Annotated in this window: 25 protein-coding genes; 20 read left to right on the forward strand and 5 right to left on the reverse strand. The window is 60.0% G+C overall.

Annotated elements, in window-relative coordinates; all coding sequences use genetic code 11:
• Positions 1 to 6: 6 nt before the first annotated feature.
• Both VMY05_07690 and VMY05_07695 read right to left on the reverse strand, forming a co-directional pair.
• Entirely contained in the window at positions 7 to 2,448 is a 2,442-nt protein-coding gene (locus tag VMY05_07690; protein HUV30951.1) for a hypothetical protein, read from the reverse strand.
• Between the two features lie 201 nt (positions 2,449 to 2,649).
• The gene (locus VMY05_07695; protein HUV30952.1) at positions 2,650 to 5,040 is read right to left on the reverse strand and encodes a hypothetical protein; all 2,391 of its coding nucleotides are present in this window, start codon (positions 5,038 to 5,040) and stop codon (positions 2,650 to 2,652) included.
• Positions 5,041 to 5,319: 279 nt separating this feature from the next.
• Here VMY05_07695 and VMY05_07700 point away from each other — a divergent pair, with 279 nt between their 5' ends.
• The 6 genes from VMY05_07700 to waaF all read left to right on the forward strand — a co-directional run bounded on the left by VMY05_07700 (position 5,320) and on the right by waaF (position 12,463).
• Positions 5,320 to 6,297 carry a hypothetical protein gene (locus tag VMY05_07700; GenBank protein ID HUV30953.1) on the forward strand — a complete coding sequence of 326 codons (978 nt, stop codon included), beginning with the start codon at positions 5,320 to 5,322 and terminating at the stop codon, positions 6,295 to 6,297.
• Positions 6,285 to 7,172, forward strand: coding sequence for a lysophospholipid acyltransferase family protein (locus tag VMY05_07705; GenBank protein ID HUV30954.1), 888 nt, complete (start codon positions 6,285 to 6,287; stop codon positions 7,170 to 7,172). Before VMY05_07700 ends, VMY05_07705 begins: the two co-directional genes overlap by 13 nt.
• Positions 7,173 to 7,309: 137 nt before the next feature.
• The gene (locus VMY05_07710) at positions 7,310 to 8,572 is read left to right on the forward strand and encodes an efflux RND transporter periplasmic adaptor subunit (GenBank protein ID HUV30955.1); all 1,263 of its coding nucleotides are present in this window, start codon (positions 7,310 to 7,312) and stop codon (positions 8,570 to 8,572) included.
• Positions 8,572 to 9,873: an ABC transporter permease gene (locus VMY05_07715; protein HUV30956.1), complete on the forward strand. Its 1,302-nt coding sequence runs from the start codon at positions 8,572 to 8,574 to the stop codon at positions 9,871 to 9,873. Before VMY05_07710 ends, VMY05_07715 begins: the two co-directional genes overlap by 1 nt.
• A 26-nt stretch (positions 9,874 to 9,899) precedes the next feature.
• Positions 9,900 to 11,423, forward strand: a complete 1,524-nt coding sequence (locus tag VMY05_07720; protein HUV30957.1) for a TolC family protein — start codon at positions 9,900 to 9,902, stop codon at positions 11,421 to 11,423.
• Entirely contained in the window at positions 11,423 to 12,463 is a 1,041-nt protein-coding gene (waaF, locus tag VMY05_07725; protein ID HUV30958.1) for a lipopolysaccharide heptosyltransferase II, read from the forward strand. Before VMY05_07720 ends, waaF begins: the two co-directional genes overlap by 1 nt.
• Positions 12,464 to 12,490: 27 nt before the next feature.
• On the opposite strand, the gene VMY05_07730 is transcribed toward waaF, so the two are convergent.
• The 3 genes from VMY05_07730 to VMY05_07740 form a co-directional block, all read right to left on the reverse strand.
• A complete protein-coding gene (locus VMY05_07730; GenBank protein ID HUV30959.1) occupies positions 12,491 to 12,703 on the reverse strand; it encodes a hypothetical protein in 213 nt (70 codons plus the stop codon).
• A gap of 61 nt (positions 12,704 to 12,764) precedes the next feature.
• Complete coding sequence (locus VMY05_07735) at positions 12,765 to 14,501, reverse strand: 1,4-alpha-glucan branching protein domain-containing protein (protein ID HUV30960.1); 1,737 nt, start codon at positions 14,499 to 14,501, stop codon at positions 12,765 to 12,767.
• Entirely contained in the window at positions 14,498 to 14,821 is a 324-nt protein-coding gene (locus VMY05_07740; GenBank protein ID HUV30961.1) for a DUF3467 domain-containing protein, read from the reverse strand. The genes VMY05_07735 and VMY05_07740 overlap by 4 nt, the downstream gene beginning before the upstream one ends.
• A 139-nt stretch (positions 14,822 to 14,960) precedes the next feature.
• On the opposite strand from VMY05_07740, the gene rfaE1 reads away from it, so the two are divergent.
• From rfaE1 to gcvPB, 14 genes are all read left to right on the forward strand, one after another.
• Complete coding sequence (gene rfaE1 / locus VMY05_07745; protein ID HUV30962.1) at positions 14,961 to 15,998, forward strand: D-glycero-beta-D-manno-heptose-7-phosphate kinase; 1,038 nt, start codon at positions 14,961 to 14,963, stop codon at positions 15,996 to 15,998.
• A gap of 19 nt (positions 15,999 to 16,017) precedes the next feature.
• On the forward strand, positions 16,018 to 16,488 hold the full coding sequence (gene rfaE2, locus VMY05_07750; GenBank protein ID HUV30963.1) for a D-glycero-beta-D-manno-heptose 1-phosphate adenylyltransferase: 471 nt from the start codon (positions 16,018 to 16,020) through the stop codon (positions 16,486 to 16,488).
• Between the two features lie 79 nt (positions 16,489 to 16,567).
• A complete protein-coding gene (locus tag VMY05_07755; GenBank protein HUV30964.1) occupies positions 16,568 to 17,200 on the forward strand; it encodes a tetratricopeptide repeat protein in 633 nt (210 codons plus the stop codon).
• Positions 17,201 to 17,202: 2 nt separating this feature from the next.
• Positions 17,203 to 18,276 (forward strand): Xaa-Pro peptidase family protein, encoded by a 1,074-nt coding sequence (locus VMY05_07760; protein HUV30965.1) that lies wholly within the window; start codon positions 17,203 to 17,205, stop codon positions 18,274 to 18,276.
• Between the two features lie 101 nt (positions 18,277 to 18,377).
• On the forward strand, positions 18,378 to 18,869 hold the full coding sequence (gene accB / locus VMY05_07765) for an acetyl-CoA carboxylase biotin carboxyl carrier protein (GenBank protein ID HUV30966.1): 492 nt from the start codon (positions 18,378 to 18,380) through the stop codon (positions 18,867 to 18,869).
• Between the two features lie 24 nt (positions 18,870 to 18,893).
• A complete protein-coding gene (locus VMY05_07770; protein ID HUV30967.1) occupies positions 18,894 to 20,045 on the forward strand; it encodes a PilT/PilU family type 4a pilus ATPase in 1,152 nt (383 codons plus the stop codon).
• A 292-nt stretch (positions 20,046 to 20,337) separates the two neighbouring features.
• Complete coding sequence (gene accC / locus VMY05_07775) at positions 20,338 to 21,801, forward strand: acetyl-CoA carboxylase biotin carboxylase subunit (protein HUV30968.1); 1,464 nt, start codon at positions 20,338 to 20,340, stop codon at positions 21,799 to 21,801.
• An 18-nt stretch (positions 21,802 to 21,819) separates the two neighbouring features.
• Positions 21,820 to 22,203 (forward strand): glycine cleavage system protein GcvH, encoded by a 384-nt coding sequence (gene gcvH, locus VMY05_07780; GenBank protein HUV30969.1) that lies wholly within the window; start codon positions 21,820 to 21,822, stop codon positions 22,201 to 22,203.
• A gap of 53 nt (positions 22,204 to 22,256) precedes the next feature.
• Positions 22,257 to 23,615, forward strand: coding sequence for an aminomethyl-transferring glycine dehydrogenase subunit GcvPA (gcvPA, locus tag VMY05_07785; GenBank protein HUV30970.1), 1,359 nt, complete (start codon positions 22,257 to 22,259; stop codon positions 23,613 to 23,615).
• Positions 23,593 to 23,952 (forward strand): hypothetical protein, encoded by a 360-nt coding sequence (locus tag VMY05_07790; GenBank protein HUV30971.1) that lies wholly within the window; start codon positions 23,593 to 23,595, stop codon positions 23,950 to 23,952. The genes gcvPA and VMY05_07790 overlap by 23 nt, the downstream gene beginning before the upstream one ends.
• Positions 23,953 to 24,333: a hypothetical protein gene (locus VMY05_07795; GenBank protein ID HUV30972.1), complete on the forward strand. Its 381-nt coding sequence runs from the start codon at positions 23,953 to 23,955 to the stop codon at positions 24,331 to 24,333. It begins immediately after the preceding gene.
• A 31-nt stretch (positions 24,334 to 24,364) separates the two neighbouring features.
• The gene (locus VMY05_07800) at positions 24,365 to 24,559 is read left to right on the forward strand and encodes a hypothetical protein (GenBank protein ID HUV30973.1); all 195 of its coding nucleotides are present in this window, start codon (positions 24,365 to 24,367) and stop codon (positions 24,557 to 24,559) included.
• 12 nt (positions 24,560 to 24,571) lie between these two features.
• Positions 24,572 to 25,243 carry a thioredoxin fold domain-containing protein gene (locus VMY05_07805; protein HUV30974.1) on the forward strand — a complete coding sequence of 224 codons (672 nt, stop codon included), beginning with the start codon at positions 24,572 to 24,574 and terminating at the stop codon, positions 25,241 to 25,243.
• Between the two features lie 39 nt (positions 25,244 to 25,282).
• Positions 25,283 to 26,743 carry an aminomethyl-transferring glycine dehydrogenase subunit GcvPB gene (gene gcvPB, locus VMY05_07810; protein ID HUV30975.1) on the forward strand — a complete coding sequence of 487 codons (1,461 nt, stop codon included), beginning with the start codon at positions 25,283 to 25,285 and terminating at the stop codon, positions 26,741 to 26,743.
• Positions 26,744 to 26,794: the final 51 nt, after the last annotated feature.

Consider the following 26,794-nt stretch of genomic DNA (forward strand, 5'->3'; position numbering starts at 1 on the left):
ATACCGTCACCATATAATCGCGAAGGTGCCGATCTGGGTGCGGCCTTGCGATTCGATGACGTAGTAGTACAGGCCGGACACTACCCGCATGGTGTAGTCGGTGATGAAGTCCCACTCGTCGTGCATGGCTTCGGGTCCGCCGGCGGGGAAGTTGTGGTCAATCTCGCGGATGAGGTCACCATCGAGCGAGTAGATCGAAATCTTGCAGACGTTGGGCAGGTTGGCGAAATGAATGCGGTGCGACCGGCCGGGAATCTGACGGTTGTCGCGGTTCTCGAAACCCCGCTCGTGGTAGTCCTCGTCGACCCGCCAGGGGTTGGGGTAGACGTAGGCGTTAAGCTGTGTCTCCTCCACCAGGTCAGCCGTCATCTGGGCGTAGGCCTCGATGAGGTTGTTCAAAAGATTGCTCTCCTTGGCCGGGATGCCCCCCTTAGCAAAACCAAAGTCAAAGGCCGTGACGGCGACAAAGTACGGGATGGTGGGCAGGAGGCGGTCATAGATGTACTCGTACTCGTAAAACTTCGGTAACGGACGGCCGTGCTCGTAGGTCAACTCGTCCTCGGTCCAGAGGGTGGAATCCTCGGGCGGCGGAACGGTGATCTCGGGGTAGGCCTTGTGGATCTGGCGCAGGTTGGTCAGGTCGGAGACGTTGTAGTCCTGTGTCGTGAAGCAGTAGAAGGTGTCCAGGTGGTTCAGCGGGTTGGCGCGGGTCCAGCGCAGGGGGTCGAAATCGGGGTCGTCGTAGAGAAGGGCAAGCGAATCGAGCGTGAAGGGCAATTCATGGCAGAACCACTTCCAACTGGAGTCGGGTGCCTGGGTGAGGGTGTAGCGGTTGAAGTTGCGGTGGTCCCACGATGACAATAGGGTCATGCTGGACTTGCGCGTGTCCAGACCGGCATAGACGCGGTAGCCTTCGAAGTCTTTTACCCGGGTGAAGGGGTCAACAGTAGTCTCCGAGAAGTAGCCGTTCCAGCGGATGACCAGTTGGCCGGTGGAGGGGAGGATTTTGACCATGGGTGCCGGCGGCGGGAAGTCGGCGCGGAAGTCCGGGACGCCGTCGCCCTGGTACCAGGTGGTGTCGCCGTTACAGACGCGGAAGAGCCCGGAGTCGCCGTCGCCGTCCGTGTCGACACCGGGGTTGTCGTAGACCCACCGGGCCCATTTGGCGTTCTCGGCCAGTTCGGAGAAATTAAGATATTCGCGGTAGGGCCAGGGGTATGAGGGGCTGAAGAGCCGCTCGTAGGCAGTGGGGTCGTGGTGGACGTTCTCACCGCCCACCACGGCAATCGTAAAGCTGGTCTTCTGGTTAATGCCCACGTCGAAGGGGCCGAAGGAGAGAAGAAAGTAGCCGGGCGCCCCGGATGCGTATTCGCGAGCTAAGGGTGACGGGGGCAGCCAGCCGGCGTACCTGAAGTCAAGGGCGCTGAGAATCTGGTCGTAGTCGAATTCCCTGAGACTCAGGTAGTAGTACATGTCACCGTCCTCGTGAGAAAGCGGGTCAACGGTGCGCAGGGGGTTATCCGGAGTCCCGCCTCGTCTGGGTCCCCAGAAGTTGCGCACCACCTCCCCGTCCCATAGACCCGCCCACCAGTTGAAATTAACCTTCGCCGAATCGCCCGGCATCCGAAGAATCGTAATACCCACCGCACTCAGCGCAGAGCGATAGTCCCACGCACCATTCACCGGGTCACCATCGTTATCCATCCCGTAGGCCACGTCCACGTCATCATAGTAGTAACCGCATTCATCTTCCTGGGCGTACGTGCGCAGAAACCCAACCAGGGGTGTCGACTGAAAGAGTCGCGACGTGTGTTGATGCACATGGCCGCTCCAGAATCCGACGTACACCCGTGTCAGGCGTTTGCCGCTGATATTGGCCAGCTCCCAGTCCAGCAGCACAAAATCGTCCACGCGGTCGCCACTCCAGGCCATGGAGCGCTGTGAGACCTTAATGCCCAGGGTGGGGTTCCAGGTCGGCACGCTGAGAGTATCGAAGAACTCGCAGTAGAGGTCAAGCTCTGAGTGGGCATCCTCAGAGTATATGTCACGATTGACATTGATGGATGCCATGGTGAAATCCCCGGCCGGGTAAACATCCGGGAGAAAGTGGGTCCATCCTGGAGCGGCCGCGATGGTATCGCCGCCGATAATAGCCCCAATCCTGAGCATACCCCCCAACGTATGTATGTCACTTCCCCGAGGATAAATGGGGCCTTCAATTCTCTCGCCGGTGAACGGATCGATGACATAACCTTCCAGGCCCCTATAGCCGAACTCCCCCGTGTTCGATATGGGTAGCTGAATGTTGCCCTGGTTGTGCGGGATAATTTTGAAGTACGGGTCATCGGGGTCGCCCAGAGCAGAGGCCAGGGCTGCATGCAAGAGCAGGCATAGCAACACCAGGGCCATTGTCCCGTATGGGCGCCGGCTCGTGCTGAGAATGCCCATGACAGACGTACCCTCCCGGTATTGTTCACCGGATACTAATCATCGGGGGTGGATGCTGTAAATTCCCGGGGTAAAAACGCCGCCCCAGTACAATAACGACATCTCCAAGGCATTTGTCCATCGGAAATGTTCTAAGCTTCGGTGATGTCCAGGGAGAACGGCCGATGACGTCGAGGGAAGACGGCTGGCGACGTTCGGACGTCACCAGATAATCGCGAAGGTGCCGATTTGGGTGCGACCTTGCGATTCGATAACGTAGTAGTACAGGCCGGAGACGACGCGCATGGTGTAGTCGGTGATAAAGTCCCACTCGTCGTGCATGGCTTCAGGTCCGCCGGCGGGGAAATCGTGGTCAATCTCGCGGATGAGGTCACCATCGAGGGAGTAGATAGAGATCTTGCAGACGTTGGGCAGGTTGGCGAAGTGAATGCGGTGCGACCGCCCGGGAATCTGCCGGTTGTCGCGGTTCTCGAAACCCCGCTCGTGGTAGTCCTCGTCGACCCGCCAGGGGTTGGGATAGACGTAGGCGTCGAGCTGTGCTTCCTCGACCAGGTCAGCGGTCATCTGGGCGTAGGCTTCGATGAGGTTGTTCAGCAGGCTGCTCTCCTTGGCCGGGATGCCGCCCTTGGCGAAACCGAAATCAAAGGCTGTGACGGCGACAAAGTACGGGATGGTGGGCAGGACGCGGTCGTAAACGTACTCGTACTCGTAGAATTTGGGTAATGGGCGGCCGTGCTCGTAGGTCAACTCGTCTTCGGTCCAGAGGGCTGAGTCCTCAGGCGGCGGAACGGTGATTTCGGGGTAGGCCTTGTGGATCTGGCGCCGGTTGGTCAGGTCGGAGACATTGTAGTCCTGAGTCGTGAAGTAGTAAAACGTGTCCAGGTGGTTCAGGGGGTTGGCGCGGGTCCAGTGCAGGGGGTCGAGATCGGGATTATCGTAAAGCGCTGTAAGCGAGTCGAGCGTGAAGGGCAGTTCATGACAAATCCACTTCCAACTGGAGTCGGCCAGTTGGGTGAGGGTGTAGCGGTTGAAGTTGTGGTGGTCCCATGAAGACAGCAGGGTCATGCTGGACTTGCGGGTGTCCAGGCCGGCGTAGACGCGGTAGCCCTCGAAGTCTTTCACCCGGGTAAAGGGGTCGATGGTGGTCTCGGAGAAATAGCCGTTCCAGCGGATAATGAGTTTGCCGGTGGAGGGCAGAATCTTGACGAAGGGTGCCGATGGCGGCAAATCGGCGCGGAAGTCGGGGACGCCGTCGCCCTGGTACCAGGTGGTGTCGCCGTTACAGACGCGGAAGAGCCCGGAGTCGCCGTCGCCATCGGTATCGACGCCGGGGTTATCGTAGACCCACCGGGCCCATTTGGCGTTCTCGGCGAGGTTGGAGAAGTCGAGCTGTTCGTAGAACGTAAAGGGGAAGTGGGCGTTGAAAAGGCGGTCGTAGGCGGTGGGGTCGTGGTGCACGCTGTCGCCCGCCACAACGGCAATAGTGAACGGCAGGACGTTACCGGGGCCGAGGTCGAAGGGGCCGAAGGACAGAAGACAGAAGCCAAAGTCACCGGCGGCGATCTCCTCGGCGTATGGCGGTGGCGGCATCCAGCCCTGGTCCGACTTGTCGATGGCGGTGGTTATGGCATCATAGTCGAACTCCGGATGGCTCATGAGGTAGTACTGGTTCGCGTGGTCCATGCCGAACCAGGACGCCTCCGATCCGCTACCGAAGTCCCGCAGGCGTTCCCCCGGTCTCGGCTTGCGACGCGGGTGCCAGACCATCTCGTAGCCAGGTACGCTCGTGAACCAGTTGTAGTTGACTATGCACTCTCTGGACGGCATGCCCAGGATGCTCAGGCCCATGGCGGCAAGGGGGGATCGATAGTCAAACCTGCCGTCAACCGGGGAGCCGTCATTCTCCATGAAGTAGGCGACGTTTACGATGTCCCGGTAGTCGCAGCCCTCCGGCGAGGGTCGGCTTTTCAGAAACCCCCATAAATTGCCAGACGAAGTCGGCCAGGTCCAGTGACCCACGCCGGTGGCAAAGTGGAAGCCGACGAAGACATCCTCGATTCGCTTTGTCCCGGTGGTCGTCACTTCAAAGTCGAACAGGATGAACTCACCGATCCTGCCGCCCGACCAGGCCATGGAACGCTGTTTGACGGTGAGCTCCAGCGGAACATGCCAACGACTGACAAGGTTGGGATCGGTACAGGTATCGGAGTACTGGCAGATGATGTCATACATGGAATGGGCTTTTTCGGAGTACAGGGCGCGCGAGACATCTATCGACTGGTAGTCGAAGGCACCGTAGGGCGTAAGGTCGGGCCAGAACTCTGCACAGGTGACAAGGGTGTCGCCGTCAACCACGCCGCCGACGGCCAGGCTGGCCATAAGCATATATACGTTGTCCGAGTTTCTTGGGTAGATGCAGTAAATCACACGGTCCCCGGTGACCGGATCCACCGCGGGGTCCCACCTCGGGGTCCAGGCGAAGTTCCCGTCGTTCATGAAGGTAAACTGAATGTTGCCCTGGTTGTGAAGCGTCTGCGAGACGACCAGTTCGTTCTTGCCGACAGGCCGCGGGCCCGGCCGCTCACCCGCCAATGGTGCAGACGCCAGCAAGAGTAGCAACGCCAGGGCTGCTGTGCCGTGTGGTCGCCGTCTTGTGCCGAGAATGCCCATGTCAGACGTATTCTCCCGGTATCATTCACCGGACACTAATCATCAGGGGTGGATGCTGTAAACTCGCGGGGTAAATACGCCGCCCCGGTACAATAAAAACATCCCCAACGCATTTGTCCATCGGAAATGCTTCTTGCTGCTGCCGCGGCAATAGCCACCCGCCGCGCTTTCTTTTGCCCTGTCAGTTACTATATTAGAGAAATGGTCAAGCTACCGTTACGATACGGGCTTGCGGCTTTCATGCTGTGGCTTGCTGCGTGCGGGACGTCGTCTGCGCAGCCGTCGTCTGAGCCGGTCCAGCGGGATCATTTCATCTATTACTTTGACTCACCGCACTATATCGAAACGGCGGATTCGGTTCTTAACGATGCGCGTGCACGGCTGGAGGCACTTCTGCGGGATACCCTCGACTATAAACCGGAGGTGCACCTTGTGAAGGACCTGGGCCGGTTTACGGCCCTGATCGGCGGCGGGTTTCCGGACTGGGGAGCGGCGGCGGCAGTGCCGCACAGGGGCCGGATTGTCATCAAGTCGCCGGACCACTTCAATCTCAATCGCGGTCTGGGCGAGATGCTGGCCCACGAGTATGCGCACCTTGCGCTGGACCACCGGGTCGGCCTCGGGTTGGCGCCGCGATGGCTCCACGAAGGGCTGGCCATGACGGTGTCGCGGGAGTGGAGCTGGTCGGACAACCTGGCCATGAGCAAGGCGGCGGTGTTCGGACAGGTAATCCCGCTGCGCGATGTTGACCGGCTGAACCGCTTCAACGCCGGCAAAGCACACGTGGCCTACGCCGAGTCGTACCTGGCCGTGACCTACCTTTTCGAGGGTTACGGCCCGGAGGCGGCCAATCTCCTGCTTGACGTGCTGGCTTCGGGCGGGTCGGTCGACGAGGCGCTGATGGCCTCGACGGGTTCGAATTATGATGACTTCGAGGCGGAATTTCGCTTATTTGTGTTAAAGCGATTTAACATTGTAACGCTGTTCATGGATACAATATGGCTCTGGCTGGCTCTGGCGGTGGTGGTTATCGTCGGGGCAATTCTCCAGTTCAGGAGACGCCGGAAGTACTACAAGCAGTGGGAAGAACAGGAACGCCTGCACTCGACGGATTTCGATTACGGCGATCCGGAGAATCCCGAACGGACAGACGACGAAGACGAGCCGTGGCGACGGTAAGTGACCGGATCGAGTACCTGGCCGCTCTCGCGCTGACGCGGCTGGCTCAGAGCGTGGCGCCGCGTACGGCGGACCGTTTCGGCGCCGCCCTGGGCAGTATCGCCCACGCACTGATTTCGTCACGTCGCCGGATCGCGTTTGACAATCTCAAGCGCGCGCTCGGAAGTGATTACAGCGACGATGAGCTTCGCGCCCTCACCCGGCGGGTCTTCCAGAACGCGGGGCGGACGGCCGTCGAGGTGGCCCGGTTTCCCGTGATGACGCGCGACGAGGTGAAGCGGATCACGGTTGGTGCGGGTGCTGACCAGATTATGAAGGTGCAGGCGGAGGGCAAAGGGGCGATTTTTCTGACGGCGCACTTCGGTAACTGGGAGTTGCTGGGCGCATGGCTGGCGACCGTAGCGTCGGCGGTCAGTTTTGTGGTGGCAACGCAGCACAATCGTAAGTTCGACGAGTTGCTGCTCAGCTTTCGCAAGACCTGGGGCGTGGGCGTCATCCAATTGCCGTCGGGGGCCAGGGAGGTGTTTCGGGCGCTCCGCGCGAACCAGGTTGTGGCTATCGTGCCGGACCAGCACGCGGCATCGGCGGCGGTGGTCCTGGATTTTTTCGGCCGCCCGGCGGCCACGGTCAGGGGACCGGCCCTGTTCTCGCTGAAAGCGGGCAGCCCGATTATCCCGTACCTGCTGCGCCGGGAGCGGTACGACCGGCACGTCGTAATCGCCGGGCAGGCCATCTACCCGCCCCGTTTGGAAGATGAGGAGCAAGCCGTTCGTCAGATAACGGAAAAATATACGCGGTTCTTCGAGGAACAGATACGGCGATACCCTGACCAGTGGCTGTGGACGCACCGCCGGTGGAAGTTGCCGGGATCCTGAAACCGAAGTCGCCGTGCGAGCGTAAAAGTATTTGAATGAAGACATTTCACCGCAATCGGTTCGGCGTGACCGATTTGATCACTTGCAACGGGCAGGGTCGTGTATATTACCCCTGGACATAGGCAGAAAGGTTGATCTTGAAAAAGCTGATATATGCAGTCGTTATCGTAGTCGTCATCCTCGGGGGGTATCTCGGCGTGACCGCCATTTTCTCGACGTCGGTGGAGATCGCCACGGCCGTTGTAAAGAACGGAGAGTTTCTCATATCGCTCAGTGTGACGGGCGAGATCGACGCCAAGCAGGCCTTTGTGCTGAGCACGCCGCGCATCCGAAACCTTCAGGTTACGTGGCTGGCGCCGGAGGGTTCGATAGTGAAGGCCGGCGACCCCGTGATCACGTTTGACGCTACCTCGCAACAGGCCGATCTGACTGACAACGAATCGTCGCTGAAAATCGCGGAGACCAACCTGGCCCGGGCCAATCAGGAGTACTCCATCCAGGAGAAACAGTTGAACCTGAACCTGGAACAGGCCCGGCGCAACTATGACGAGAAAAAGCACGAGGCCCCCCGCGCGGCCGAGGAAGCCAAACTCGAGCTGGAGCTGGCCGAGTTGAATTTCGACGCCAAGCTGGATCAGATTCGTTCGGACGTCCAGAAGGCCGAGCTTGAGGTCCAGCGCGCCCAGGAGAAGGTCAACAAGGCCGAACGCGAACTGGCCCAGATGACGATGACGGCACCGATACCGGGCATGGTCGTCTATCTTGAAATCTGGAAGGGCAGCACCATGAGTAAGCTTCAGGAGGGTGATTCCCCCTGGCCCGGGCAGGGGCTGGTCAACCTTCCCGATCTCTCCGAGATGATTGTCAAGGCCACCGTGTCCGAGGTGGACGCCGCCAAGGTCGATTCCGGCCAGCCGGTGATTGTCAGCCTGGATGCCTTCCCCGGCATGACGTATCGCGGGCAGGTCAGGAAGAAGGGGACGCTGGCGCGCCGGAAAGAGCCCGGCTCCAAGATCAACGTTTTTGACGTTGAGATCGACATACTGGACAAGGACGACGACCTGAAGCCGGGCATGTCGGCCTCCGGACGCATTGTTATCAGCCGCCTGGGCGACGTTGTATCCGTCCCGCTCGAGGCGGTGTTCGAGAAGGAGGGGCGGACGCTGGTCTACCTGGAGAATCGCAAACCGCGAGAGGTCGAAGTGGGGCGGCGCAACGATATGGATATCGAGATCCTCGCCGGGCTGGAAGGCGGCGAAACGATCTGCCTGGTCGATCCCACGCTCGAGACGCAAGGCCTCCCCGGTGATCGTGCCACCGAACCGGAGATGAACAAGGGGCGGGAGGTTCCGCAGCGCCCGGAAGGTGGGCAGCGGCCCGGCGGGCGGGGATCGCGGTAATGGAGTACCGCCGGACGGTTCAGATTTCAATTGAATCGCTGGGCACGCACAAGCTGCGCACGTTTCTGACGATGCTCGGCGTCATTATCGGCGTGGCCGCCGTTATTGCCATGCTTTCCATCGGCGAGGGGGCTGAAAAGGCCGCGCTTGAGGAGATTGAAGTCCTCGGCATCAACAATATCATTGTGAACGCTCGCGTTCCGGAGGAAGAGGCCGGTTCCGCCGAGGGTTTCCAGCGTTCGCTGGGGTTGTCCCTGGCCGACGGCGAGAACATCGGACGGTTTACCGAACTGGTATCGAACGTCGTCCCGCAGCGCTTCGAACCTCTCAGCACCATCAGCCACGGCAGCAGCGAGGCGGCCGTCCGCGTAGTCGCGACCATTCCGGAGTTCATTTACTCCTCGTCCATCGAGGTCGACTACGGCCGGTTTATCGCCAAGAGCGACAACACGGCCTCGGCTCAGGTCTGCGTTCTGGGGGCCAAGGCCAAGCGGAGTCTCTTTGCCTTTGAGGATCCGATCGGCCAGACGGTGCGGATCGGCGACCAGGATTTCTCCGTCGTCGGCATTATGGCCGACAAGTACATCGGCCGCGGCAAGGTGGAAGGATTACGGCTCAAGAATTTCAACGAAGACGTCTACATTCCCTTTAACACCGCTCGGAAGAAGTTCGACCGGGTGGAGCCGATGACCGAGAACATGGTATTTCACCACGGACGCGTGGAAAGCAGCGCCGAGACGGCGTATAACGTGCCGGAGATCGACCAGTTGACCATCACGGTGACCGACCTGAACCACGTCAGGGCGGTGACAAAACTCGTCGAGCGCATCCTGCGGCGCCGCCACGGGGGCGTTGAAGATTACGAGGTCGTGGTGCCCGAGTCGTTGCTGCGGCAGTCGCAGAAGACGCAACGGATATTCAACATCGTGATGGGGGCCATTGCCGGGCTGTCGCTGCTGGTCGGCGGCATCGGCATAATGAACATCATGCTGGCGACGGTGCTGGAGCGCACGCGGGAAATCGGCATTCGGCGCGCGGTCGGCGCCACGCGCGGTGACATCATGTTCCAGTTTTTGGTCGAGGCGGTGACGATCTGCCTGATCGGCTGCAGCATCGGCCTGGCGCTCGGTCTGATCATTTCACGGGCCATCTCGTTTTATGCGGGCTGGCCGACCGTCGTCTCCGTGTTCTCTATTGTCCTCGCGGTAGTCGTGTCGACTACGGTCGGCACGGTCTTCGGCATTTTCCCCGCCCACAAAGCGGCTAAGATCGACGTGATCGACGCCCTGAGATATGAATAACCACCCTGCTGTGCGAGGTTTTTCCCATGCTGCCATTGCAATCTGTTTACAGCTCAATCTGCCGGCGCCGGCTGGTTTTTTTTGGTTTTGCGCTTGCGGTCGCAGCGGCGACGTGCGCTTATCCCCGTGACATCACGCTCGATGAAGCCATCGACATGGCCGTTGACCGCAGCGCCCGGGGAGGAATTATCAGGGGCCGGGAGGAAGTGGCCGAGCAGAACTACTACGCCCGCCGCATCAACTTCCTGTTGCCGGAGATCTCCATCCAGGGGAACGCGCCGGCCTACACGAATGACGAGTCCTATCGGCTGTTCGGGGCGGACCCGGAAAAGCGGTTGTACAAGACGCGCGATTTCACGCTCAACTCTTTCATCGAGTTAAAGCAGAGCGTACCGGTAGTCGGGGGCACGTTCGTTGCCACCGCCAACCTGGCGCGCCTCGACAGCCGGTATCCGTACACCCGGTACAGCGCCGATTCCGGCTACTTTGTCGACGAATTGTCAAGCCGCGGGTTTTTCAGGTTCTCCCTGGAGCAGCAGTTGTTTCGTCCTTCGGCGGCCAAGTTCGAGCTGCACAACAAGAAAGACGACTTTGAGATTGCCCGCCTTGCCCGGCACGAGGAACAGGCGGCCCTGACCACGGAGGTTATCGAGGCGTACATGGGCGTTCTGCAGCTTTCCATACGGGAGGAGCTTTATTCGGACAAGCTGGAGTCAGCCCGCTTGAAAGCCGACATCGACTCCATGAAACTTCAAGACGGAATCGTCTCCGAGGATGACTTCCTTGTCTCCGCGTCCGCCCGCCTGGATGCCGAACTGGAGAGTTTCGAGATCGAGATGCAGGCGAGAGATCGTCAGCGTGAACTGGCCACGCTGCTCGACGCCGGTGTAACCGAGGCTCTGAATCCGTCGGAACCCGTCATATCCGGACACCTGGGCGGTGCCGTTCAGCAACGGCTGATCGCGGCCTGGGAACAGTCGGTGCCGATACGTAAGGCCGAGCTGGTTTTTGCCAAGGCGAAGCGATCTGCCGATTACGCCGCGGCCGGTCACGGCCTGACGGGCGACCTGAAAGCGGATTACTCCTTCGGTCGGCAGAGGGTCGAGGCGGAACGATATGACCAGTCGACTCAGGGCTTGGTGACGAGCGATGATGACATTAGCACGGCCGGCTGGGGCGTGACCCTGGAGTTCAAGCTGCCGTTGTGGGACGGCGGGGCCGGCGGTGCGGCGGTCAAAGCTGCGCGGTTCGAGGCCGAGCAGGCACGGTTGGAATACGACGGCGAACGGACGAAGGCGCGCGCCGATATTACCAGCCTGGCCAACCAGCTTGACGTCAGCTATCGCCGCCTGGAGATCATGCGCAAACAGATCGAACTGGCCAGCGATAAGCTGGAGATTGCCAGATCCCGATTGGCTGACGGCCAGATTTCCCGGTTGACCTTCCTGGAAAGTAAGATATTTTACCTCGAGAGCAGAGACAGGTACCTTGATGAACTGAGGAAGTACCTCGTCAACAGGGTTGAGTTGGAAGGCAAGTTTACGAGCTGATGATTCGGAATATCCTGATCCGCGCACCCAACCACCTGGGTGACTGCATCATGGCGATGCCCATGATCAACGAGGCTCGCGAGGCGTACCCGGGTTCGACGGTGACAGTACTTGCGCCGGAGCACCTCGTTGAGCTGTACACCGGTAATCCGGCCGTTGACGGCACGCTGAGCATTCCCCTCCGACACGTTCACGGGCTGATCGGCGTGGTCAAGATCAAGGAGATAATCGCCCCGGGGAAGTTTGACATCGGGTTCATTCTTCCGCCGTCGTTCGGGGCGGCGTCGGCGTTCAAGCTGGTGGGGATTCGCGAACGCATCGGCTACATAGCGGATGGCCGCCGGCTGCTGTTGACGCGTCCGTTGCCCCTGCCGGCTCCACTGAACTCCGAGCACCGGTCCCGCGTTTATTTCAATCTCCTGCGGCGGGCCTCCGGGGTTGAACTGGAGTACGTGCAGCCCCGCCTGTTCCTGGCCGAAACCGACGTTCAGGCCGGCGAGAGACTACTTGCCGGGTTTGACGTAGCGCCCGACGACGACTATGTCGCTATCGCTTTCAGGGCCGTGGCTGAATCCAGGCGCTGGGGGATTGACCGCTACACGGAGTTGATCCTCGAGTTGTTAAACAGGAGCCGGCTCAAGGTTGTCCTGGTCGGTTCGAGCGACGACCGGAAAGCCGGCGACGACATTGTGGAGGCTGTCGACCGCAGCCGGGTGGTTAACCTTGCCGGGAAGACGTCGCTGACGGAACTGGCGGCGGTGTTTGCGCGCGCGGATCTGCTCATCGGCAATGATTCCGGACCGGCGCACCTGGCGGCGGCCGTTGGAAGCCCCCTGGTTGTCCTGTCGGGCGCTGACGATCCAAAGGAGACCTCGCCGATCTCAGACCGCAAGAGACTAATCTACCGTGACAATCTTGCATGCATCAGTTGCGTCAAGAACAGGTGCCCCAACAAGGGGGATGACTTCATGCGCTGCATGAAGGAAATCACGGTTGACGCCGTGCTCGGGAAAGTCGATGAGATCCTGCGGGAAGTGTGACCGCCCGACCAGCCACCACTGATTCAGCTACGAGCTAAACTGCAGGTAGATCAGCACCGCCATAATAATGGTGAAGAGCACACCGGCCAGGAAACCGGTACGAAAGGTGTTGTGCTTTCCGAAAGTCCTCTTCCTGGTCGTTGATACCAGGTCGGCGTGGCAGTGTCTGCACCTGGTGGCTTTGGCCATGATCGGCTCAAAGCAGTACGGGCACTTGACTGTTTCCCTGACGACGGCCATGCGGCATTATGAGCCAGCCGCCGGCCGCCGTGCAAGTTAAAACGTAAGCTGCCGCCGGTCCCTACGCCGGGAACTCGACCTTTGCGAACCACTCGATTTCAATTTCCGGAAACAGGCGGTCACGCTGGCAGCAGTCATCGAGGAAGAACCAGTCTCCGTCCGATATCTCCTCCCTGTTGATTTTGCGGTCCGCCATCGACACCAGTCGCTTGAAATCCTCGTAGTGTTCTGATACACGCATCTCCGCGTAATCTCGCGCCGCCCAGGTCGAGATCAGGAACTGCCAGTCGGACGCGGACAGGAGCATCACCTCACGCGCGAGCTGCTTGAGGATCACTTCGAGGTCGTGATCGTGCCGATCCGGGTTGTCCAGCCAGAACCGGGCCAGCCGGCACATCTGGGCCTCGCACTCGTAGATGTGCTTCCAGGTCCACTCGGTCTGTTCGTTGAGCCAGATGTAGTGGTGGTTGCCCTGTCCCCAGCTTCCTTCGGGGAGGGACACTACCCTGTCCGGTTTGCTGCGTTTCAGGTGTTCGCCGAGAAACGTCAGTTCGAGTTCCTTACTGGTGGAAACGTGCCTGATAACCTCCTTGAGGAACAACGGCCCCTCAAACCACCAGTGGCCGAACAGCTCGGCGTCGAAAGGGGCGACAAGGATACCTGCCCGCTTGGTTTCGTCATGGTAGGTGGTAAGGATGTCACGCACTTTGCCGGCAAAATGGGCGGCGTTCTCCGTGACTCGCTCCAACGCCGATTCGTGATGGTACACCGTCTTGTCCGCCAGGTCGGATTTGGGCGACGTCACCGCCCAGTGGCGCAGACCGCCGGGGAACCGTTTCTTGTGGAAATCAAGGTAGTGACCGTCGCCGGGATACCCCCATTCCCCGGACCAGACCAGGAGGCCGGTGTCCGGGTCGCGCGCAAACACGGCCGTCGGTTTCTTGCCTTCCGGGGCCGATGATACCAGGTAGACCTCGCGCGGCGACTTGTCCGCTTCCTCGGCCCGGGGCTGGTAGCTCTTTTGGAACTGCCCCCACAGGAGCTTGAGCGCCTCGAACCGGTCTATGTACACGCCGATGGACTTCCCGCCCTTGAGCAACGCGTTGTCCACGACAAAGAAGTCCAGGCCGTTTTCGCTCAGGAGTTCATCGACCCCCTTGCGCATATAGGCCGATTGATCGCCCCCGATGGGCACCGGTGGTTTCCATTCGTACCGTGGCCGGTAGGCGCACTCCGGCAGCCACATACCGGGCGGCTTGCACCCGAAATGCTTCTGGTAATTCTTCACGGCCGCCTTGGTCTGGGCCTGGACGGATTCATCCCGCGACAGCAGGGGGAAGTAACCGTGGGTAGCGCCGCAGGTCATGATCTCCACGTGACCGGCGTCCTGCAAACGCCGGAATTCCCCAACGATATCCTGGTTGACGTTGTTAAAGTGCTCCAGCGTGAGCCCGTAAAACCGTTCCCACAGACGGGCGTTGGCGAGCATGTCGGTCTCGTCGTAGCGCGAAAACTCCTCGTGGTCGTGCCGGGCAGCTTCAAGCTTGTGGTTCACGTAACTGACGAGTTCTTCCTTGAAAGAGGCGTCGGCAAGCTGTTCGCAGAGAACGGGCGAGAGGCCGATCGTCAGTTTCGGCCGGCATCCTTCACCGACCAGTTCGTTGATAATCCGCAACATCGGCAGGTACGTCTCGGCCGCAGCTTCGCTCAACCAGTCGGTGCCGTGAGGCCAGCGCCCGTGTGACAGCACGTACGGCAGGTGGCTGTGCAGAACGATACTGACGTATCCCCGGGTCACTTGTCACCGCCCGTTTCGCTCGTGGATTCGAATCCAATCGGTTTGGAGGTGCCGTGAGGAGCGCCGTGCAGCTTGATCTCGCCGAACTGTGCCTCGAATTTCTTCAGGTTCTCGGCCAGGGCCTTGTGCAGGAGCTTGGCGTGCATCGGCGTCATGATTATCCTGGACTGAACCCGCGCTTTCGGTGAGCGCGGCATAACCCGGGCGAAATCGATGATTATCTCCGTCGGCGAGTGGGTGATCATGGCCAGGTTGGCGTAAATCCCCTCGGCCTCCTTCTCTCCCAACTCGATATTGAGTTGCTGTTGAGGCTGAACCATTTAGCTATCCTTTCAAACTGACAGGTTTTGCTTGCTTGTACAGGGACAACCATTGTAATATATTGCCCGTCCATGTCAACCCAACAAAAAACGAGCGAAGCATCGGGTTTGACAAGAAGAAACCTGTCGGGATGCGTCGATGCCACTGAAGCCACATCGTGTTGACGAGATAACGGCCGGCATTGGCCGCTCCAGGGTGCTTATTCTCGGCGATGTGATGCTGGACGAGTACCTTTACGGGAAAGTGGGCCGCATCTCGCCGGAAGCTCCGGTGCCGGTGGTGGAGGTAGACTCAACCCGTCTTCTGCTGGGTGGAGCGGCCAACGTGGCGGCCAATATCCGCGCCCTGGGCGACCGGCCGGCCCTGATCGGCGTCGTCGGGGACGACGACGCCAGCGGAAAGCTCACCGCGCTCTTTCGGGAAAAGGGCATTGACGACAGCCTTTTGGTTACGGATCCCTCCAGGCCGACCACTATCAAGACCCGCATCATTGCGCACAGCCAGCAGGTGGTGCGCGCCGACCGTGAAAAACGCCACGGCCTCGGGCCGACCGTCGAGCAGCAGGTCATGCAGGCGTTCCTTTCCGCCGTCGATGAGTGCTCGGCCGTTATCGTGTCCGACTACGGCAAAGGTGTGATCACCCTGCCCCTGCTCGAGAAGGTGATTGACGTCTGCCTGACTAGGGACGTTTTCCTCGCCGTTGATCCCAAGGAGACGCGCTTCCACGACTACCGGAAGGTGTCGCTTATCACGCCGAACCACCATGAAGCCGGTTTTGCCTACGGGCGGCGGATAAACAGTATGGAGGATCTGATTGCGGTCGGCCAGGGCCTCCTGGAAAAACTGGAGGCAAAAGCCATACTTATCACTCGCGGCCGCGAGGGGATGTCGCTGTTCCGCGTGGGCCACGAGGCCACTCACATACGCACTTTCGCGCGTCACGTCTACGACGTCACCGGGGCGGGAGACACCGTGATCGCAACCTTCGTTTCGGCCGTCTGTGCCGGCGCGGACCTGGTTGAGGCGGCCATTGTGGCCAACGCCGGGGCCGGTTGCACGGTAGCCGAAGTGGGGACGGCCACGGTTACGGCTGATCAGCTCATGAAAGAGCTGAATCGAAACATCAGGAACGGTAACGTAGCGTCGGCCGGGAGCGATTCCGGTCACGTTTTGTGAGAAGCGATTCGGGTTTCAAGTGAAGAATTCCAGTCTCCTTCGCCGCCGGGACGTCGCCGCCGAGGTGAACCGGCTGCGACGTCGCAAGAAAACCATCGTATTCACCAACGGCGTCTTTGACATCCTGCACCGGGGCCACGTGGAGTATCTGGCCGGAGCGAAATCTTACGGGGACGTGCTTATCGTCGGCCTGAACTCGGACGCCTCGGCCCGGAGGTTGAAGGGGCCGGGACGCCCCGTGCAAAAACAAAACGACCGGGCGGCCGTCCTCCTGGCGCTCTCGGCCGTGGATTACGTTGTCGTGTTCGGGGAGAATACACCGGAGAAGCTGATTCGGCAGATCAGACCCGACGTCCTGGTCAAAGGAGCCGACTACAAACTCGCCCAGATCGTCGGGGCCGACTTTGTGCGATCCTCCGGCGGCCGGGTCGAACGCGTGCGTCTGACCAGAGGTCAGTCGACCAGCGCCCTCATAAGGAAGTTATCGTGATGCCGTCTGGGTGCCGCCGGCTCGCCGTCCGGGTTGCCCGGCTTGCTTTTTGGCGCCAATCTGTCTTTCTTGTGAGCTTATGACTGCAAAAGACACCGAAGCGGACGGATCGTTGATCGACGAACTTGCGGTACAGGGCTACTGGCCGGCAAACGCCGCCAGACATCTTGCCGAGGGCAGGTACTCGAACGCCGTCGAGATTTGCAGTAGACACCTTCAGGACAATCCCCGGCTTACCTCGGGCCGGCTGATATACGCGACAGCGCTTTACCTTGCGGGACAGGTTGAATCCGCTACCGAGCAGTTCTACCATGTGTTGTCGCAAGATCCCGATAACATCATGGCCCTGAAGTACCTGGGTGACATCAACTATGCCGGGGGCGACGTGCCCGCGGCCATGGCCAAGTACCAGCGTGTCATCGAGATTGACCCCCGTTGCCGCGGCCTGAAATGTGCACTGAAACATCGCGAGAAGGAGCGAACCCGTACCATCGCACTGCGGCGCGGCGAGGAGACGGCCGCGACCGGCGCCGGAGGGGCCACCCGTGAAGTGCTCTTTTTTACCGAGACCATGGGCGATCTCTACCTGGCTCAAGGCTACCCCCGCCTGGCCGTCAAAGTATTTCGCAGACTCAATGAGGACTGCGATAATCCCCGCTTGCACGAGAAACTCCGCGAGGCCGAGAAAAAGGCCGGAGAAAGGGAACACTGACCATGTCCAGCAAACGACTTAACGAGCTGCGCAAAAACCTCATGGCGGATAATCTGGACGGGTTAATCGTCACTCATCTCGACCACATTCGGTACCTCACGGGCTTCACCGGCACGGCCGGTCTGCTGATCGTAAACCGCCGTGGTGCGGAGTTTTACACTGACTCACGGTACACCATCCAGGCGAAAAAACAGATCAGGGGGGCGAAAGTGCACACGGTGAAGACAGCGCTCATTGCAGCCCTGAAGCAATTCCCCGATCTCAATGTTCGGAACAGGAGATACGGTTTCAGCGCCGAATACCTGACCGTTGGTGCCCGCGAACAGCTTGCTCAGGCCCTGCCGGACGTGTTGCTGGTGAAGGCCGACGGGCCCCTGGCCCGGCTTGGCTGGGTGAAAAACTCCGCGGAACTGGACAGTATCCGCAAAGCCGTGGCCATCTCGGACACTGCCTTTGACCGCATTCTGGCGCTGATGGCCCCGGGTATCCGCGAACGAGAACTGGCCGCCGAGCTCGAGTACCAGATGACCATGCTCGGGTCCGAACGACCCGCTTTCGAGACCATTGTAGCATCAGGTCACCGTTCGGCCATGCCCCACGGGACGGCGTCGAGCAAGAAGCTGGCCAGGGGAGATTTCGTCACTCTTGACTTTGGCGCCACGGTCAACGGGTATGTCTCGGACATAACCCGCACGGTGGTGGTCGGCCGGGCAACGGCGCGACAGAAGAAAATCTACGGGATCGTGCTCAGGGCGCAGTTGGCCGGGATCAGGAAGGTCAAGGCCGGGGTTTCGGCGCGAGCGGTCGATGCGGTGTGCCGGAATATCATCAAGAAAGCCGGGTACGGCACGAAATTCGGTCATGGGACCGGTCACGGTATCGGCTATTTTATCCATCTGGGTCCCCGCGTGTCGCCGCTTTCGGATGATAAGCTGAAGGCTAACAACGTAGTAACCATTGAACCCGGCATCTACATTGACGGCTGGGGAGGGGTGCGCATCGAGGACGATGTAATTGTCACGCGCGGCGGCTGCACCATACTGAACCGGGCCGAAAAAAAATTGTTGGAGCTATAAGCTGATAAGAGTATAATTTTCTGCTTCGTTGAGGGGCCGCCTTTGCTGCGGACGGTAACGGAGACGGTCGATTAGGGAAGGATCACCCGCGGGGAATGTTTATGAGTGAGAAATACATCCGGAAGCTCATCCGTCTTGTCGAAGAGTCGGAAATAGAGTCGCTGGAAGTTTCCAGTTGGGGGCGCAGGATACGGATTACACAGCGAAACGCGGCCAGCTCAAACGGCGATCGAGATGCGCCCGCCGTCGTGCACACGGCCCAGGCGGTGGCTCCGGCCGTATCTCAGGTCGCTCCGGTCGACCGAGCGGCTGCGCCGCCGGCGCCGGAGACGGTCGAGGACACCGGCCGCCTGGTTGAAATAAAGTCGCCCATGGTGGGTACGTTCTATGCGGCACCCTCGCCCGAATCGGATGCCTACGTCTCGCAGAACGAAAAAATCACGTCCGGCCAGGTGGTTTGCATTGTTGAAGCCATGAAGCTCATGAACGAGATAGAGTCGGAAGTCAGCGGGCGGGTGGTGAAGATCCTCGGTGAGAACGGCAAGCCGGTGGAATTCGGTCAGGTGTTGTTCCTGATCGACCTGGCCGGCTGAGCGCCATTCTGGAAAGGGAATTGGATGACACTCAAGCAGATGCTGGTTGAGATGCTCAACCGGAACGCATCGGACCTGCATATCCGTGTCGGCATCCGGCCACATATTCGAGTGGACGGCAGGCTCGAGCAAATCGCGACCGATCCCGTTACCATCGAGTCCATGGACCAGATTATGACCCAGGTGCTTAACGAAAAGCAGATCGAACGGTTCTACCGCAAGAACGAAATGGACCTGGCTCTCTCGGTGGCCAAACTGGGCCGCTTCCGTATTAACCTGTTTCGCCAGCGCGGGACGGCCGGTATCGCCATTCGTGCCGTCAACACCACCGTGCCGTCGTTCCAGGAGTTGAATCTTCCGCCGACCGTGCAAAAACTGGCCCTGGAACACCGCGGTCTGATAATCGTAACCGGTACCACCGGCTCGGGCAAGTCGACCACCCTGGCGGCCATGATTGAGCAGATGAACGCCGATCACCCCTGCAACATTCTGACCATCGAGGACCCGATCGAGTATATCTATCGGGACAAGAAGTCCATCATATCGCAGCGAGAGGTGGGCGGGGACACGGAAACGTTTGCATCCGCCCTGCGCCACGCCTTTCGCCAGGACCCCGACGTCATCCTGATCGGTGAGGTGCGTGATCTGGAGACGATGTCAATTGCACTGACGGCGGCCGACACCGGCCACCTCGTGTTGACGACCCTGCACACGCTTAACGTCGTGGAGACCGTAACGCGTATCATCTCATTCTTTCCCCCTCATCAGCATCAGCAGATCAGGCTGCTGCTGGCCGGAACGCTCAAGGCGATCATCTGCCAGCGCCTCCTGGCGCGCTCGGACATGCACGGGCGGGTTCCGGCCCTCGAAGTCCTGATTAACTCCGGTGCCATAAAGGACTGCCTTCTCGACGCGCAAAAGACGATTGACCTGCCCGAGTTGCTCGAACAGGGAGGGGTTCAGTACGGCACGCAGACGTTCGACCAGTCCATCATGATGTTGTACAAGCAGGGGATGATCTCGTTTGAGGATGCGATGGCCAATGCCAGCAATCCCGACGACCTGGATCTGAGGCTCAAGGGGATCACCGGCGCCGCGGATCGCTGGACGGAGGAACAGTCTGGATCGGCCGGCAAGAGCGCCGGCGACGCGCCGGGGGGCTTTTCGAAGTATTGATCGATAAGATTTCGGCAAAGTCAGGGCCACCAGCGCGTACGTGCTGGTGGCCGTCGTTTTGTCAGGGTTGCCGGCAAGGGGAACGCAGGCCGAGCGACCCGTTGTTCTTCGCGGGCTGCTCCGCGCCACCGGTCGACTTGGCGCCTTCGGCAAGGTGTGATAGTGTGCTAACTTATGGCCGGTCTACTTTTTCCACCTTGTCTATTGTCAACCCGGGGGGAATAGGTTATCATAGGCAACTAATTTAGCACGGCCTGGCAGGGTCGCGCTCACGATTGTTGAGGACGGAAAATTGTTCGATAAGGTTCTGATTGCCAACCGGGGCGAAATCGCGCTACGGGTAATTCGTGCCTGCCGCGAACTCGGTTTGAAAACCGTCGCGGTGTACTCCGAGGCGGATCGTGACGCCCTGCACGTGCGCTTTGCGGACGAGGACGTGTGCATCGGACCGCCCCAACCCAGGCAGTCTTATCTGGATTTCAGGCGCATTATCGCGGCCGCTGAAGTGACCAACGCCGGGGCCATCCATCCGGGCTACGGCTTTCTGGCCGAAAACGCCGACTTCGCCGACGTCTGCGAATCATGCGGGATCACCTTTATTGGACCCACCGCTCAGCAGATTCGCCAGATGGGGGACAAGGCTGCGGCCAAGAACCTCATGAGGGAAGCCGGGGTGCCGGTTATTCCCGGTTCCGACGGCGTGGTGGCCTCGTTTAAGCGTGCCACGGAAATCGCCCTGGAGGTCGGGTACCCGGTGATGTTGAAGGCGGTAGCCGGTGGCGGCGGCAAGGGCATGCGCATCTGCCACGACGTTGCCGATCTCGAGCGCGGGTTTCACGTCGCATCCACGGAAGCGGCGAACGCCTTCTCCAATCCCGACCTGTACCTTGAAAAGGTGATCGTGAATCCACATCACGTCGAAATACAGGTTATCGGTGACGTGCACGGCAACTTCTTCCACTTCGGCGAGCGTGACTGCTCCATTCAGCGCCGTCACCAGAAGCTGATCGAGGAGACGCCGTCCCCGGCGATAACCGACGAATTGCGTCGTTGCATGGGGCAGACGTCGTTACAGGGCGCCAGGAACGTCAACTATCGCGGCGTCGGGACCATCGAGTACCTTGTCGACAGTAAGGGCGACTTTTACTTCATGGAGATGAACACGCGCATCCAGGTGGAGCATCCAATTACGGAGGAAGCGTACGAGGTCGACCTTGTCAAGGATCAGATCCTGGTGGCGCTGGGCGAGAAGCTGACCTACCGCCAGGAGGACCTGCGACCCCGGTGGGCGGCCATCGAGTGCCGCATCAACGCCGAGGACACCCAAAAGGATTTCCGGCCGAGTCCGGGGAAGATCGAGGCGATAAACGTTCCGGGAGGGCCGGGGGTTCGGGTCGACAAGGCCGTTTACGCCGGTTACGTGATACCACCGTACTACGATTCGATGCTGGCCAAGCTGATTGTCCGGGCGCGCAGCCGCCGTGAAGCGATTCAGCGGATGAAACACTCGCTGACCGAGTTCGTCGTTCAGGGTGTCCCGACGACTATCCCGTTCCACCGGAAAATCTTCGAGCACCCCGACTTTACCGCCGGCGTCTACGACACTTCCTTTCTTGAAAAGTATGGGAATCTACAAGAGGCTCCCGAGGTTCCCCAGAAGACCGCCGTCACACTCAGGCGCCCCGGCGAGGCAGAATCCGCAGGGGAACCGTCTGGAAGGCATGAAACGGTAACGATCAACAAAGACTCCGAGTAAGCGGAGGGAGGTTTTCCAGTGAACGTACCTGCTGACTTGAAATACACCAAGGAACACGAATGGGTAAGGGTTGACGGGAACACCGCCACAATCGGCATCACCGACTGGGCACAGTCCGAACTCGGTGACATCGTCTTCGTGGAACTGCCGGAGGTTGGAATCGACGTGGCGCAGATGGGTGCGTTCGGTACCATCGAGGCCGTCAAGGCGGTGTCGGAGTTATACTCGCCGGTCACGGGCAAAGTCGTTCAGATCAACGAAGTGCTCGAGAATGATCCAATGGCCATCAACCGCGATCCGTACGGTGAGGGCTGGATGATCAAGGTGGAAATCCCCGACACCGATCAGATCGAAGAGCTTCTCGATCCGGGGGTCTACACCAAGCTCGTGGAAGAACACTAGGCGGACCGGCGGGGGCGCCGAAACCGTGTTTCTGCTCGCTGCGAAGGTAAGTTATGCCATACGTTTCCAACACCGGGGATGACCGTCGCCGCATGCTCAAGACCATTGGTGTCGATTCGTTCGAGAGTTTGCTTGACACCGTTCCTGAAAAGCTGCGACTCAATCGGCCGCTGGATATCCCGGCCATGTCCGAGCCGGCATTGCTGGCCGATATTGAACGCCTTTCCAGCCGGAATCAGCAGGGGCTGACCTGTTTCGCAGGCGGCGGCGTCTATGATCACTTCATTCCCTCGGCCCTCACGGCCCTTCTGGGCCGTCCCGAGTTCATGACGGCCTATACCCCGTACCAGGCCGAAGTTGCCCAGGGTACGCTCCAGGTTATTTACGAATTTCAGACTCACATCTGTCGCCTGACGGGCATGGAGGTCGCCAACGCGTCGATGTACGACGGCGCCACGGCGGCTGCCGAGGCGGCTATCATTGCCACGGCCGTGACCCGCCGCAAGAAAGTGGTCCTCTCGGCCACGGTCAACCCGCTCTTCCGACAGGTTGTCAACGCTTACCTTCCCGTCCGGGGTATTGAGGTTGTGACGGTGCCGATGAAGGACGGGGTCACGGACCTGAACCGGCTCGTCGATGCAGTTGACGAACAGACTGCCTGTGTGCTGGTCGCGCAACCGAACTTCTTTGGTCATCTCGAAGAAATCGAGCCGGTACGTGACGCCAGTAGCAAGGTCGGGAGCAGGCTGGTGCTTGCCGTCGACCCGATCGCCCAGGCCGTGCTCAAAACACCGGCCGAGTACGGGGCGGACATCGCGGTCGGCGAGGGCCAGCCGCTGGGCATGCCCATGTCTTTCGGCGGTCCCCTGCTGGGATTCTTTGCCGCCAAGAAAGAGTTGATTCGCAGTCTGCCGGGGCGCCTGGCCGCAAGAACGACCGACATAGAGGGCAAGACGGGATTTGTGCTGACGCTTCAGACGCGCGAGCAGCACATCCGCCGCGAAAAGGCGACTTCGAACATCTGCACCAATCAAGCCCTGTGCGCCACGGCGGCGGCTATTTACATGAGCCTGATGGGCAGGACCGGGCTTAAGAAGGTGGCTCTACTGTCAGCGGAAAACGCTCAACTGGCCGCCCGTCAGATACTGGCCCTGGAAGGTTACGCGCCGTTTTCACAGGCTCCGTTCGTGAGAGAGTTCGCGATCAGGACTCCCCGTCCGGCTATCGAGGTGGTCCAGAGCATGATCGAACGGCACGGTGTGTTGCCGGGGATCAACGCCGGTCGCTGGTATAAGGGGCTGGAAAACTGCCTGATTGTCGCTTTCACCGAGTTGAGAACCCCCTCCGATATCGAGAAGCTCGTGGACGGCCTGAAGGAGTTGGCAGGCAGTGGTGTATTGTCAGGTTTGTAGGACTGAGTGGGAGGAGAGCCTCTCGCAGTGTCCCATCTGCGGCAGGGAGTTGCGGGAAGGCACGGATACCGATGAGGAGGCCTCGTGGGTTCTGCTCGGGACGATTGTCGACAAAGTGTCCGCTGATTTTGCCAGGGAGGTTCTGAAATCGTACGAGATTCCGGCGGTGGTTATTTCGAAATCGGGCTTCTTCGGGGATATCGGAGTGCCGCTGCACCCGTTTTACTCCAGCAAGTCGGCCCTTTTCGAGGTATCCGTGCCGTCGGTGCACGTTGAGGAGGCCGCCGAGGTTTTGGACATGACTCTTGGGGATAGCTGGCGACGTGAGGAGAAGTGAATGCCCATTTGTCCGAAATGCAATTACGAGTTTCGGCCGGACGAAACGGTCTGTCCCGACTGCCATGAACCGCTCATGGCTCATTCGTGGCTGAAGGCGGCGGCGGAGACGCCGGACGACAGTTGGGTACGGGTGTGCCAGGTGGCCGGCGAGGTGAAATCCACCGTTGCCAAAGGCGTCCTGGACTCGAACAACATCCCGTCGATTGTGCTGTCTTCATCGTTCGACGGCGGTGAGTCGGTCACGGCCGTATCGGCGGCGTTGCCGCGCTCCGGCGATGGCAACGAGGTGCTGATGGTTCCTCGGGAGTTCCAACAGGAAGCGGTGTTGATTCTCCAGGCCGTGCTGGGAGATGACTTTCAGGAGTTGGATAACAGGTAAGCGATCAACTGCTACGAGATTGGAGAAGTGCATGACAAAGAAAGTGATCATCATTGGCGTTCTGGCGGTACTGGCCATTGCCGGGCTGTCGTGTACGGCCACAAAGGACCGCGTGTCGGTGGCCGGCCTGACCATGGCGCCGTTTCACACCAGCTTTGCGGACGCGACGGCGGCCGCCGCGGACGGGAACCGCAACATTCTGATCGACTTCTACACCGACTGGTGAAAGTACTGCAAGATGCTGGACACGGTCGTGTTCGTAGATAGTGTTGCCATTGATTTCTTTGCTAATGACGTTGTGCTGGCCAAGGTCAATGCTGAAGTTGATACCGTCCTGGCCCAACAGTACCACGTGCGTGGATATCCCACCTCCGTCCTGATGGACAAAGACGGACAGGAGATCGACCGGATTGTCGGCTACAAGCCGGCGGAGGAGTTCCTCCAGACAATCCGCGACTATGCCAACGGCATAGGGACGCTCGACGACCTGCTGCGTCGGGCCGAGACCGAATCGGACCGTACCCTCTTTTCCGAGATTGCGGATAAGTACAAGTATCGCGGCGGTTCCGAAGAAGCGCTGGCCTGGTATTCCCGCGTGCTCGAGGCAGGCGATCCGCGTGACTCGCTGGCCGGGGAGACGCGCACGGCCATCGCCGACCTGTTCCGGCGCGACCGGGACTATGACCGCGCCCTCGAGGAATTCAGCGGGATTGCCGAAGACTTCGCAGGCACGATGTACGCCCAGGATGCGGAAATCTACAAGGCCATAATCTATCACCAGAAAGGCGATACGGCTACGGCCATTGAGGCCTTCGAGGGCTACATCGAGCACTACCCGGAATCTGAAGACGTTGAGTACGCGCAAAGTCAGATTGAGAAACTGAAGAACCCGGCGGCAGGGGATAAATAGCATGGTGCCAGCCGAACGTTGTGTCGGCGCGCGAGGTAAGTGACTACGGTGGAAGAAAAGGTTCTGATCTACGAGAAATCGGTGCCCGGTCGCGTGGGTTACACGCTGCCGGAGACCGGGCGGACCGAGGAGGAGATCCTCTCGGCCATCCCGGCCGGATTCCGGCGTACCGAGGATGCCGCCCTGCCGGAAATGGCCGAGCCCGAGGTGGTGCGTCACTTCGTCAACATGTCGGTGAAAAATCACCACATCGACCGGGGTTTTTACCCCCTTGGTTCGTGTACGATGAAGTACAACCCGAAGCTCAATGATGTTGCGGCGGCGCTGCCGGGGTTCACCCGTCTTCATCCGCTGGCGCCGTGCAGCAGTGCCGTCGGCAGCCTGCAACTTATGTGGGACCTGGCCCGCGATCTGAGTGAGATATCCGGCTTCCCGCACGTGACCCTCCAGCCGGTGGCCGGCGCTCACGGTGAGTTGTGCGGGCTGCTCATCATGCGCGCCTGTCACCTTGAGCGGGGCGCCAACCGCAGCAAGATCATTATTCCCGACTCGGCGCACGGCACCAATCCGGCTTCCGTATCGTCCGTGGGATACACCACCGTCCAGGTCAGGTCGGACGAACGGGGGATGATATCGCCGGAGGCGGTGGCCGAGGTGATGACTGACGACGTGGCCGGGATGATGCTGACGAATCCGAACACGGTGGGGCTTTTCGAGAGCAACGTTGCCGAAATCGCGGAGGTTGTTCACCGTGGCGGCGGCTTGATGTACATGGACGGAGCCAACCTGAATGCCAACATGGGTATTTTCCGCCCCGGCGACATCGGGTTCGACATGATGCACTTCAACCTGCACAAGACCTTTTCCACGCCTCACGGCGGCGGCGGGCCGGGCGGCGGGGCCATCGGCGTCGTCGACGAGCTGGAGAAGTTCCTGCCGTACCCGGTGCTGCAGAGGAATGAGGAAGGGGAGCTGTCTTTGAACAGCGATCGGCCCGATTCGATCGGCAGCATCCATTCATTTTACGGGAATTTCGCGAGCATGGTGCGCGCCTACGCGTATATCCGGACCCTTGGCGGTGCCGGGTTGCTCCGGGCCTCGGAGAACGCCGTCCTCAACGCCAACTACCTGCTGGCGCTCCTGCGCCACGATTTCGACCTGCCGTACACTTCGCACTGCATGCACGAGTTTGTTCTTTCGGGCAATCGGCAGAAGAAACTCGGCGTCAGGACGGCGGACATCTCCAAGCGACTGCTGGATTTCGGAGTCCATGCGCCCACCAACTACTTCCCGCTGATCGTGCCTGAGGCCCTGATGATCGAACCGACGGAAACGGAAACCAGGGAGACGCTGGAGCACTTCGCGGCGATCATGAAGCAGATTGCGCGCGAGGCCGAGCAGTCGCCTGAGGTGGTTACATCGGCGCCTCATTCCACGCCGGTGCGCCGCCTGGATGAAACCAAAGCATCGCGCTTGCAGGATGTCAACTACGCCGGCTGACTCGGCGGCCTCTGTCATAGTCTACCGACTTCTGCCGTCAAGGGGTCGGTC

The sequence above is a fragment of the Acidobacteriota bacterium genome, assembly GCA_035529075.1.
Lineage (GTDB): Bacteria > Zixibacteria > MSB-5A5 > GN15 > FEB-12 > DATKXK01.

Bases quoted from the DNA above. Each gene is read 5' to 3' on its own strand.
- accB (HUV30966.1), top strand. From the start codon at position 18,378: ATGAGTGAGAAATACATCCGGAAGCTCATCCGTCTTGTCGAAGAGTCG.
- VMY05_07715 (HUV30956.1), top strand. From the start codon at position 8,572: ATGGAGTACCGCCGGACGGTTCAGATTTCAATTGAATCGCTGGGCACG.
- VMY05_07720 (HUV30957.1), top strand. From the start codon at position 9,900: ATGCTGCCATTGCAATCTGTTTACAGCTCAATCTGCCGGCGCCGGCTG.
- VMY05_07770 (HUV30967.1), top strand. From the start codon at position 18,894: ATGACACTCAAGCAGATGCTGGTTGAGATGCTCAACCGGAACGCATCG.
- VMY05_07755 (HUV30964.1), top strand. From the start codon at position 16,568: ATGACTGCAAAAGACACCGAAGCGGACGGATCGTTGATCGACGAACTT.
- VMY05_07740 (HUV30961.1), bottom strand. From the start codon at position 14,821: ATGGTTCAGCCTCAACAGCAACTCAATATCGAGTTGGGAGAGAAGGAG.
- waaF (HUV30958.1), top strand. From the start codon at position 11,423: ATGATTCGGAATATCCTGATCCGCGCACCCAACCACCTGGGTGACTGC.
- VMY05_07700 (HUV30953.1), top strand. From the start codon at position 5,320: ATGGTCAAGCTACCGTTACGATACGGGCTTGCGGCTTTCATGCTGTGG.
- VMY05_07805 (HUV30974.1), top strand. From the start codon at position 24,572: ATGCTGGACACGGTCGTGTTCGTAGATAGTGTTGCCATTGATTTCTTT.
- VMY05_07690 (HUV30951.1), bottom strand. From the start codon at position 2,448: ATGGGCATTCTCAGCACGAGCCGGCGCCCATACGGGACAATGGCCCTG.
- VMY05_07760 (HUV30965.1), top strand. From the start codon at position 17,203: ATGTCCAGCAAACGACTTAACGAGCTGCGCAAAAACCTCATGGCGGAT.
- rfaE1 (HUV30962.1), top strand. From the start codon at position 14,961: ATGCCACTGAAGCCACATCGTGTTGACGAGATAACGGCCGGCATTGGC.
- gcvPA (HUV30970.1), top strand. From the start codon at position 22,257: ATGCCATACGTTTCCAACACCGGGGATGACCGTCGCCGCATGCTCAAG.
- VMY05_07730 (HUV30959.1), bottom strand. From the start codon at position 12,703: ATGGCCGTCGTCAGGGAAACAGTCAAGTGCCCGTACTGCTTTGAGCCG.
- VMY05_07795 (HUV30972.1), top strand. From the start codon at position 23,953: ATGCCCATTTGTCCGAAATGCAATTACGAGTTTCGGCCGGACGAAACG.
- VMY05_07800 (HUV30973.1), top strand. From the start codon at position 24,365: ATGACAAAGAAAGTGATCATCATTGGCGTTCTGGCGGTACTGGCCATT.